This is a genomic window from Peribacillus sp. NPDC058075 (assembly GCF_042885195.1).
Taxonomy (GTDB): domain Bacteria; phylum Bacillota; class Bacilli; order Bacillales; family DSM-1321; genus Peribacillus.
The window spans coordinates 245,778-257,441 of record NZ_JBHVSL010000001.1 but is presented as its reverse complement, the minus strand read 5'-3'; the positions used below and the strand labels follow the sequence as shown (position 1 = coordinate 257,441).

5 protein-coding genes are annotated in these 11,664 nt (G+C 34.3%); all 5 read right to left on the bottom strand.

Translation table 11 applies throughout. The features are described 5' to 3' along the window. Positions 1-6: 6 nt before the first annotated feature. Positions 7-5,199 carry a DNA phosphorothioation-dependent restriction protein DptH gene (gene dptH, locus ACFVS1_RS01305; protein WP_387544800.1) on the bottom strand — a complete coding sequence of 1,731 codons (5,193 nt, stop codon included), beginning with the start codon at positions 5,197-5,199 and terminating at the stop codon, positions 7-9. Next, positions 5,180-6,565: a DNA phosphorothioation-dependent restriction protein DptG gene (gene dptG / locus ACFVS1_RS01300; RefSeq protein WP_387544799.1), complete on the bottom strand. Its 1,386-nt coding sequence runs from the start codon at positions 6,563-6,565 to the stop codon at positions 5,180-5,182. The genes dptH and dptG overlap by 20 nt, the downstream gene beginning before the upstream one ends. Before the next feature lie 3 nt (positions 6,566-6,568). Then, positions 6,569-8,902: a DNA phosphorothioation-dependent restriction protein DptF gene (gene dptF, locus ACFVS1_RS01295; protein ID WP_387544797.1), complete on the bottom strand. Its 2,334-nt coding sequence runs from the start codon at positions 8,900-8,902 to the stop codon at positions 6,569-6,571. A gap of 352 nt (positions 8,903-9,254) precedes the next feature. After that, complete coding sequence (locus tag ACFVS1_RS01290; RefSeq protein WP_387544795.1) at positions 9,255-9,902, bottom strand: BglII/BstYI family type II restriction endonuclease; 648 nt, start codon at positions 9,900-9,902, stop codon at positions 9,255-9,257. A 1,202-nt stretch (positions 9,903-11,104) separates the two neighbouring features. Further along, positions 11,105-11,659 carry a hypothetical protein gene (locus ACFVS1_RS01285; protein ID WP_387544794.1) on the bottom strand — a complete coding sequence of 185 codons (555 nt, stop codon included), beginning with the start codon at positions 11,657-11,659 and terminating at the stop codon, positions 11,105-11,107. Positions 11,660-11,664 lie beyond the last annotated feature (5 nt).

Sequence of the window (11,664 nt, the reverse complement as noted above, 5' to 3'; positions counted from 1 at the left end):
TGTATTTCATTTCAATCTTTCATCCAATGAACTTATATCAATGACAATCGGCATACTATGTTTCAATGTACCATCATCCTGAAGCATAGGTCCTGAGACTACACATTGCCCTTTTTTTAATGTGGATAATTTGCGTTCCCATTCTTTTCTTGCATGACTATCTTGTGCAAGATTAGCGGCTATTGCACTAATTTCATTTTCAGGTGGCATAAAGTAAACTTTTTGGCTCGAACCTTGCAACCTGGAAATTTCATCGATGGTAAACTGACCTCTGAATGATTGAGTGGCATACCAACCTGACCAGCCAAACTTTCTTCCTTCCGACAAAATTTTAGCGCTTGGAGACTTTTCACGGTGATCCAAATTTTGGGCTTCGTCTAAAATGACAGCCAAAGGTTTAGTCTTATCTCCATGATTTAATTGATAATTCCATAAATCCCACAAAATGAATTCAGTTATCATCATCTGAACATCCCGATTATAGCCTGTTAGCTGAACTATGCACACTTTACCTTTTTGAGATAAAATTTCTCCCCAATTATATTCACCGTCGCTCTTGAATGGATTTTTATCTATAAGTGGCTTGATTTGAGATCGTGCAGTTTTGGCTGGACCTGTATTGTCCTCTCCAAGTTCCACTAAGAGCAGTTCTAAATTCATGCTGTCCCCGTACTTATCCAACCCGCGAAGTACAGCTTCATAAATGGCATTTTGCTGTTGGATTCCCAAATCTTTGTATACTGACGAGAACACACCTTTAATTCGCTCGGCAATGTCCGTGTTATCCTCATCCATGTATTCATCCTCGTCAAGTTCCTTTTGATTACGCTTGAAAGGGTTGATTGGGAACTTATCCCTTGCAACCAGGAATTGTTCCAGACTACCACTTAATTGTTCTTTGAATTGTGGCTCAAGTTTAGAATTTTTAAATCCATCCGTATAATCAAAAATGATGTTGGAAATCCCGCTTCTCGATAATTCCAATAATAAGCATTGGATGAAATAACTTTTTCCCTGCCCTGACTTTCCTGAAATCAAAATATGGCGATTTGCTAGTTCACGATGACCGTATTCCCAGTACACTTCTTTTGCAGAACCTTCTACAGTTCCTAAAAGAACCCTAACATCCTTCAACTCAGGAATATGTGGAATACTCGGGTCCACGATAACTGGTTCTTGTTCTTGTTCTGGTTTTGGTTCTGGTTCTGGTTCTGGTTCTGGTTCTGGTTCTGGTTTTGGTTCTAGTTGTGGTTTTGGTTCTGGTTTGGGTGGTTCAATACCAGGTATTCCCATAATATCATCAGACCTTGAATCAGGGTTATCCTCTAATTTAAATCGATATTTATGGAACAATAAACTTTCTGGTTTAATGTCTGTTTTTGCACTTCTAATATTCGTTTTAAGGGTTTCAATCTCAGTGATCATACCTGAATATCCATCATCTTCAGTTAAATCGACGACCAAAATATCATCATCCAGTCTAACAGATCTCCATGTCTGTTCCTTTTTAAAAGATAACACCGCCCCTTTTCCGATAAACGGTTGGAGATGATTACGTAATTGATAATCATCATTCAACAATTTTTCTTTCAGGGAATGGATTCGGGAGTAATCCTTTTCGGGCCAGATATCATTATCAATCAATTTCTCAACATTAGACAATAACAATTGGATGAAGAAATTCCTAAAGAATTCATTTTTAAATAATGCTTGGCCATCCTCATTATATTTAGCTAATTGCGTTTTAAACAATTGTTGAGTTTTGTTTATTTGCTCTTTTGCCTTAACGATGGTTGATTCTTGATTAAAACCTATTTTCACTTCTACTGGATAATAATGCACAAAGGTATCCTCACCTCTGGTTTCAATGCCGATTAAAAGCAAATCATCACTATGCATACCTTTGACATTAAGGTTTTTCGCAGAAAATACACCTTCACTTTTCGTTAGCCTTACTGCTCCTGCAATACGCAATACTTCCTCCAATGATATAGGCACCCAAAAGATGTTTTCGTGATCCAAAGTACTGAGGATATAGCGTATCGCTGAAATGATACTTAACTTTTCTCGGGAAAAGTGTCCTTTACTGCCAATTATCCGGAGCAGCCACTCACCATTTAAGCTATTAAAACCACGAATTGCCGTTTCAATTTGAGGCGGATTGGTAATTATTCCCTTACCAGCTAGATATTGCTCAATTATTAATTTATATTGTGCTGATTTATCCGTAACGGTGATTGCATCATATTGTGTGGAGGAAGAATATTGATCACTATAATGGATTACCAATAGGTTCCGGGATGCATTTTGGAAAAAGTTCAAATCGACATTAGGTTCTATAAAAGTGACCCAATATGACGTATCGTACAATTGATTTAGTATATCTTCATCATAATTGGCTGTTCTTGTAACGATTGTTTCATCCTTACGATAAGGGTTGGTACCCCCGCTATCAAGGTTGCTAGCTAATTCATTCAAACAAATGGCAATAGAGATAAGTTCATTGGTTTGATGTTCAGCGTTCTTCAATCCAAAACCAGTACGATAATCCTTTTCCGTTTCCAAGAATGATATGGATGATAGAAGCCCTTTCAATGACAAGCCTGTATCTATATCCTGTATTTTATTTTTAGCTGGTGAATCATTCGATATCATTTTATAAAAGGAAATATGGGCATAGCCATATTCGTCTGCATTCAATGGTTTATAATAGAGCACGTTTTCTCGAATTAACCTTAAAACATCGACTGCATCCAATTTTTTTGTAGTCAATGATACATTAAAGGTCGCTTCAAATTCTTCCACATCGTCATTCATGGAAAATTTTTCGAAGGCACTGACGGTAGCTTTATCTTCATACAAGGCTACTTCAATCGGAACGATTTCAGATGCACCTTTTTTATCAATTTGCTTTTTGATGAAATTGATGAGTCCTCTAACTACCTCATGATCATTACTGATGTTAATTACATTAATTTGAATGGGTGATTTTGATTGTTTTAAAAATAAAAAAGGGAAGTGCTGTACGAATTGATTTAATTTTTCCTCCACTACATTAGCTAGAAACGCATTTGATTCGCCTATTGCCACTTTTTGCATCGGCTCATAAATCATCCATTCTGGAGCATCTTTTTGATTTATTGGGCGATAGATTTCTTTATCCTCCCCATAAATATATGGAAGCAGGTTATTGGGATGCAGTCTATCCAAAATATGCGATTCTATTGGCTCATTCTTCAACCTTTTATGGATTTCCAATTGATAGGCTACATTTAAAGGGTGTAAAGGTGTAAATGAAATTTTATCTTTCTCTATGATTGTTCCAAGTTTAAATAAGTTCTTGGATTGTTCCGCCAAAATTACATTCTCCTGAATCCCCGATATCAATTCAATGAAAGAATTTACGTACTTAAAGGATACATCGAAAAGCTCTTCGTTCATATATGAAAGACTAGGTAATAGGTTTCGCGAATTAAAATACCTTAGCAATTCGTTATAAGCCTGTTCAATTTCCACGTTTAAGTCCAGACTTAAACCTTCGAGCCCAGTCACCTCTCGCTTCGCATGAAAAAGTCCTTTACCCACCCACTCTTTTTCATCCAATAAAAATACTTTTATTTCTTCACGTGCTGAAAACTCACGTGTGTTTTGTTTTAGCTTATTATTTTCGACATCATAATGGAAATCCTCTAACTGTTCCCTTTTAAGTTTCCATATTCTGCTTCCCGTAATAGGAGTTACCCTAGAGATTTCTTCCTTTATATTAAATGGAATAAGGGCTCCATTTTTTTGTATTTGGAAATGTAAGTTATCATCATTCCAAGCCGAAGAGGCATTTGAAATTTCAATCCCTTGATTCGATTCCATGATGACTTGGTTTTCTTCTTCAACGAATATTTCCTTCAGACCAAAACTTTTATCGCCAAAGGTAATCATTTCGTCTTTTTTATTTAAAATAATCTTTTGGGTTTTACTATTGACTTCATATAACGTTTTAATTTCCCCAAAGAAATCCTGGTCGCATTCAACAATGGCAACATTGAAATCATACTTGGATTTCGATTGATTGTTATGTGTATAGACGATTTGGTGGAAAGAGGTGCTATTAGGTTCATGAGATAAAGACATCACTAGCTTTTTTCCTGATACGGTACACAAGTTTTCGGATTTTTTATGAATGAATTCTTTTTTTAGCCACTCATCAAATTCAAAGGTAAGGTTTACTTCACTTTCTTTTGTTGTATTGAAAACAATCAAATGCCGTTTTCTTTGGCCAACTTTGGTATCTTTATGAGGCTTCTCCCAATAGAATAATCCTTCACTGGATTTCTTTTTCAGATTTTCAATATAACCAAGAGTCCGTCCAGTTACTACATTTTCTGCTGATTCCTTCACAAATCCATAGTCCAGTTCATTCCAACTTTCTTTACGCAAGGCTTGGACACCTTTATCGTCAAATATTTTTTCCAATTGGTTTTGAAGGTTTTCATATTCATGTATATGTTGTACTTTTTCGAATAAAGAATAGTTTTCTTCCAATCTTTTTTTCATTTGGCTTTGAGGATACTGGTCCAATTTCCCGTCATAAAAAAGTCCTAAATGGGAATAGTCTTCTTTTTTTATCTGTCCTTGTGATAGGAAGCCTAGTATCTCTTCATAATCCCATAATGATGATTGAATAAAAGATTCTTCCAATTTTTTGTTAAGGTGAAATTTCAATAATTCTTTTTGATCGGATGCAAGGGACTTATTTTTTTCAATCTCTTCTTTCAGAGTCCTTAATATTGACTTTACATTGAAAGGCATCCCCTCTTTTTGTAAGTCACTACTTCCACCCCTTATACTGTCAAGTGTTTCATGACAAATGCTCAGTAATGCCGTCCCTGACCAAATTCCCTTCTGTTCCCCCACTTGATTACGAAGTGTTACCAAGAAATCTGGGGTCACATTTTCGGAAGTTGCCGCAACGACAATCTTTACTCTTCCGGATTGAAGCGAAAAAGTTGTATACGGAGAGCCTTGATGATGCTGATATCTAAAAATACTTGATGTTTCATCAGATTCCAAGAATTCGTAAAACGCATTAACTTGTTCCTCATTATCAAATTGCAGATAAAAGCGTTCTCCACCTTGTAAAGTGACTTGATTAAAATAACTGATTAATTTCTCTGATAGGTATTTATAAAATTGGTTTAACATATTGGGCATCCCCACTATCACTCTTTTTGTCTAACAAATTCAATTTATCATATAATTTAACGATTTCTTCCCGAGAATATCTATCTAAATATATGCCTCGGAGTTCCAGATCAAGGAAAACCTGCTTTAATGACTTTCGTTCTTTTTTTAAACTAAGTGCAGTTAACAACAATAATAAATCCTGGCTAACATTCAACATGTAACCTAATGAACCCCTTGTTTTCAGGAAGAACTTTTTTCCGATTTCTTCAATTGACAGACTATACCGATTCCGTGGACCTTGCATCGTCGGCTTTTCGTATGCCTCTTCAATGCTAGAATATAACTTTGCAACCAAATCTTCATATGTTAAATTCTCAGGTAAGTTTTGTTCGGGTAGAGCTAGATGAAAGCGATACTCCACTATCCATTTACTAAGCAGGCCCAATAGCAACTCTTTTTCTTCCGAAGGCAACTGTTCATATGTCAGCTGCAGTTCAGAATAACTCTGGGAATCATCAGTGCCCATCAGGAAGTTCAAATGCTCTAAACTATTGATATCAATTAATAGAGTTCGTGCGGCTTCCTTGATCATCTGATAACCATAACCATAGCTCTTACGGTTTTTACTCGTTGCTTCCCAATCCAAAGTGTAAAAAACTTCATTGTTTGAATCGAGTTTTCCTTTTCCTTTTTGAGAAACCTTTAAAGTCAATTGGGTGATATACAAAAAGTAATAATAGCTTAAGAATATTTCATAATGACTTTTAAAGTAATCCTCATGTTGCACCAAGAACAAGAAATCCTCTTTAAACATCTTCGAAATGTATGGAAGTTTGCTTGAATACTTAATTTTAGCATCTGTCTTCTCCACCCCGACAAGTTGATGCAATACTAATTTCGCCACTAAATCATCGGATGAATTCTTTTCAAACATTTTCTCGAATTCCTTATCCGCTTCAATCAATACATCGGACAAAAATTTTGCTATCTCCTGTTCCCCTTTCATTTCCGGCCCCTCATTAAAGGGCAGGTATTGAAAAACGTGTGGATGGAACACTTTTATATTCCCCTTTTTATCTTGTAAAAAATGGCGAAGTATTTGTTCAAAGAATGGTTTATCTTCTTCTGAAACATCGACTACCTTGCTGATATTTTTAATTAAATCCTCAAGATTCAACTTTTCCTTCAAATTATTTGATGAAATATTACGGGTAAACTCACCTAAAACGCCTTCAAATCCCTTACGGAATTTAGGTCGCTCCGTACCTCTTGTGGTAAATGGTAAAAAGGTGCTCTTACGATTGATTGTATGTTTAAGTCCTGCATTATCAGGCTTGATAGATAAGGAATCTCTTAATTCTTGTAAATTTTTCTGCTCAACCATCACTTAATCCCTTCTGAACGTAAATTCTTCGTAGTCATCATCATAAATCAATTTAAACGCTTTATTGGATTGAAGGTTTACGAATAATAACTCCTTTTCCCTATTACCGTGCTGCATGATTTTATCTATAAATTCAACAAATTGAATGCAATCTTCTTTATCTTTCTTATTGGGACGGTATCCTTTAGACAACTTAACCAGCATTTCATATAAAGGATAATCAATCTCCATAAAAAAAGGATTTCTCTTTGATTCATCACCAAAAGCTAAACGAATCGTCAAATGAAACCTATTTAATACACCATCGCCGCTACTTTCCAAGTGTCCAAAATGAGGCTTGATCATTAATGATTGTGCCACTTGAATATTTTCATTCGATTTATCGATATATACATAATCATTCTTTGGTGTACCGTTCCAAAGGAAAATGGATTCTTTCAATAAATTCGTTATCCTTCTCAAACCATTCCTATCCCCTATATTAAAATGATATAAATAAGAAAGATATTCTTTGTATTCGCTATCTACAAAGACTTCCTTCACTTCATTGGCTAAAAAATAGGCCAAGCGGATTAACGCCTTATTATACAGATGGCGAGAGGCTTCCGTTAAATCATGGAATGCTCCAACTCTATCTATTTCCTTTGTCCAATCTCCAAGGGTAGATAGGTCAATATACTTTTGAAAGGTTTCTTTAATATCCAATGAATTATTCAATTCAATCAGTATTTGATCGACTACATCCGTACGCTTATGAATTGGGTCCAATGCTGATATCACCGACAGCAAATGGGAGCGTTCCCTTCCTTCGAATAGAAGGTAAGGAAGTAGACCTTCCGTCTTTTGAACAGCATCAGTATTGATATAATCCACTTCCTGATTAGCCGGCACCATAATATCATGAATGAAATTGAGTAAAGATCGTGTTGAAATAATCATTTTATGCTTGATGATAGCCTGAATCAGCAAATCTACTATTCCTTCCCTGATTTCCGGCAACATCAGTAATTCATAGTTAGTGATAAAGAAACCCTTGATACTATCCTTATCCCTCAAGTACGCGCGGTAGAAAGGATTTTCATCCGTGTTATTCACTAAACGCTCTAATATGGTTGAATAATATTCCGAAACAGATCCACTTGCCGTTAATTCAAAGGGTTGATAATCGCTAAAACTAATTAAATGAAAATTGTCATTCTCTTTGTTTTCCGTAATGATTGAAGTTTCAAAGACATTGGCCGCTTTAATGAATTCAGATAATATTTTGAAGTTTTCCAACGCATAAGTTGATTCCATGAAGTTATTCAGGACTCCCAAATTAATGGCCAAAATCAACTTATCTTGGGCACCTTTAATTTTTCCATCACTGAAAGGCTTCAAAATTTCAGCCAATGTATCCAAAGAACTCTTTTGCGGATCGAAACTCTCCGTGGCATCGTTATGAATTCTGAACTGATTTACCAAGTCAGGATACTTATTTTTCAAATATGCCAGCAAATGTGATTTTCCATCACCAACACTTCCACACAAGAAAATCAACTGAGCCTGATTCCTACTTACCGACCTATTCAATGCCTGCTCCAAATCATCTTGAATAGACCTTTTTACATGTAAATATTCTTTAAAACCACTAAATTGATTTGAATTCTCGATTGCCTCTTGCGAAGATTCCTTTAGTTTAGATAGCTCTTTAAGTAAATAACTTTCTCCTTCTTCAAGAGTGAATTCAAATTGGTCACTTATTTCTTTTTCATATACGAGATTAGCTTGTGGCGCACTTTCCCGATTTACAGGAACTTCGCTCTCAGTTTCAACTGTTGCAGCAGCCGCTTTGGATGCTGCCAATATCAATTCCAATTTTTTCTCTAAGCTTGAGGTCTTTTCCTCAAGTTCACTAAATATATTTAAATCACTTTTCGGTTGAGGATATTTATATTTTTGTGCAACAAATGAATAATCTCCATAAAGTTCCATGAACCAAACTGATACTTCAAACAACCGTTTATGCATCTTGAAGGCATTTTCCAAATCATTATCAATGAATTCATGTGTTCCTTTATTCCCTAAATAACGGATTGTATCTAAAGATCTTGCAATATCCTTTGTTAAAATCTCCTCTTTCTCTAGAAGCTGGATCCGTTCCACCAATTTTAAGTAGCTTATATTTTCAAGCTCTTCATGTTGCTTAGCAATTTCCTTCAATAGCTCTTCAGAAAATATTCTTCCTTTTATTAAAACCGTTTGCGGATCATTATAAAAGACATCTTCAATCTGCCGACCAATTTCCGCTAATTTCGGAAACTTCCCCTCTAAAAATCCAAAATTATTATTCTGCAATTACTAAAACACCTCAGTATGTCTATAGATTTTTTAAAAGCCTATAAAAATATATATTCAGAAAATGAACATTGATCATTTTCTACCTTGAAAAAATTAAACATGAAACTATATACTTATAGTTTCATGTTTAATTATAGCAAACGGTTCACAATGGTCCTAGAGTAATAATCCATTTGTTTTCCAAGTTTAAGTTTGTTGTACAATCCATCATACAATTCCATATGATTGTTCAAGATTAAAAACATTAACGAATACGCCAATTTTTGATTAAAAACAAAAAAGCAACCAACCAAAGGTCAGCTGCCATTATTTTTTATTAATTAACATGAGGATCTCATACATTAATTATTCAAGCTCTAATGTTCTTAATAAGATCCCTAACAAACATATCATGCTTAATATTGGATTTGCTTTGGAGTTCTTTCAATGTGAGCTCACTTGTATTCAATGGTAATTCATCTTCTTCATTATAGTCTAACCCTATCACTAAAATCGGGAAATTAAATATACCGTTTGCCGATTCCAGTTCACCCACAGTTTTTTCGTATGTGGCTATTCCACTATCTATGCGCTTTGATAAACTTTCCGTAGGTAATATTAACACACCAATATTATTGCTTTTTTTATAATTTAAAAATTGAAGTTTAAAATAGTTCCGATAAGTACTGGCTACGTTTCCAAATTCAACTTCAAGATGAATATTGTAGTCTTGTTCCTCGGTTGAAACATTTTTTTTATAGTCAATCGTTAAATATTCCTTATCATTTACAGGAAAATGCTCATCATGGTTCCAGCCACCGAATTTTAGTCTTAGATTTAAATAGGAATCTATAATTTGTTGAATTACGTCAAGTTTCTTTTGATTCGTGGATTTATTTTTATATATAGGAATTGGTGCTTGTTCGCAAATATTCAATAGCTCATCATATGATTGTTTAAATGGCTCTTGAGATAGAATATTCTCAGCAAAATTATGGGAATGAATCTTCAGTTTCATGTTATTCTCCTATTTTACATTTTGTCATGGTTTATTTTTCATTTAACACTCAAGCAAACATTTTGATGATTAACCTTTTATTATCAATAGAATGACTGAACTATACTACACATGAACTATACTACACATCTTGAACTTTCGACTAAATACATGAGGAGACCCTTATCTTTCACAAGCGACCAAGCCTTTGTCATGATCGCTTTTTTAATGGCATCTTATCGTGCCTTTGAAACATGGGGCTTGTATTTCGTTTTACGAATGATGAACGAGCTACGCCTTCTTAATAAACTTTATCCGTTTTTTCATTTCTTAAGCTTTGTTAGGCACCGGCCACATCATTTGCTCCTTGCGAGAGAACCAAAACTAGTCCGAATGATAGTAAAATAGTAAATAAACATCTAAAAACAGGTAGTATCTTACCTAAAAATTAACTTTTCACTAATCATAATGTATCATTTCGTTTTTGACAATAACCACATTTCATTAATTTAACTTCCTAACAATTGTTCAATAATCAATAACTTTTCATCAAAAAAAAGTTATCGTGAGTATAGTTAATTAGACTGGTACCTAAATGGATGATTAACGGAATCCAAAATTCAGGATTTAGTACGACTTCTAATTGCAAAGACAGTGGATTTCAAATTAATTAAATTTTAAAAAGAGCATATTTCAAATGAAATCATGCCCTATAAAGATTACACGAATTTCTTCACCTGTAATAGCTACTGCACCGTCACTAGTAATACGGCTGTAGCCAATTTTTAAAGAGTTTGATTCATAGGCTTGGCTAGGAATGGTGTTTTAGCACTTCATCTATCTTTGTTCCACTTGTTTGCTAGGATTGATTAGTAGTTGTTTCTCGACTTGATCTGTACTTACTGTTCCAGGCATTATTGTGTAGATCTATAAGAATTTGAGCATTCTCTTTAGAAATAATCTCAATATCCCACTCAATTTTACTCTTAAGGGCGTTTTGAGTAATATTAGAAGAACCAATTATCCCCTTATAACTACCTTAAATTTGAAAATATACGCTTTCGTATGAAAACCGATCGCTTATCTGTTTCAAATAGAAATTACTAAACTCATTAATTTTCTTTAAAGCCTTCGCTTCAGTAAAATTCACACTTTGAGACCTTATGCATTACCTTATTTCCAGCTTCATTTACCTAGCAGATTCCTTTAAATGTTATAAATCCCTACAATAGACCATCTATTGTATTTTTTAATTCTTCATATGTACTTGGTTGAGCTATTTTTTTGAGTGAATTTAAAGATATTGTTTTTTGATGTGGAAAATGTAAATCTAAGTCTTTAGTTAATGCAACGTAAAATTCCCATTGTGTCGTATTTAATGGTTCAATTAATTCTAAGTTTTTCTCTTTTAGTAAACAAAAGACATATATATCTGCATTCCGTTTTACGGTCGGGCTATATGTATTTGTTTCATAGTCATATTCTTTTTTAGCCCCAATACTAAAACTGATGTTTGAATATTTTTCTTTATGCCATGCTTGGATATACGCAGAAGATTTTACCTCAATTTTCATGTCTTTATAAACTAAATCAAATGCGTCCCATTCAACTCGTAATTGATTTAAACAGCCAAGAGCAGTTCCAATTAAAAACTCAGCAAAAATTCCTCTTAGGTTGTTTGTTAATATTTTTGAAAATCCCCATTGCCAGAAATCTAAAATAGTATGATCTGTTCCTAATATTGGAGTTTCTGATTTAAGAGGTATATCATTATTCATTTATA

Excerpts from the sequence above, each read along its gene's own strand:
- ACFVS1_RS01290 (WP_387544795.1), bottom strand. The coding sequence starts at position 9,902 with ATGAAACTGAAGATTCATTCCCATAATTTTGCTGAGAATATTCTATCT.
- dptH (WP_387544800.1), bottom strand. The coding sequence starts at position 5,199 with ATGTTAAACCAATTTTATAAATACCTATCAGAGAAATTAATCAGTTAT.
- ACFVS1_RS01285 (WP_387544794.1), bottom strand. The coding sequence starts at position 11,659 with ATGAATAATGATATACCTCTTAAATCAGAAACTCCAATATTAGGAACA.
- dptG (WP_387544799.1), bottom strand. The coding sequence starts at position 6,565 with ATGGTTGAGCAGAAAAATTTACAAGAATTAAGAGATTCCTTATCTATC.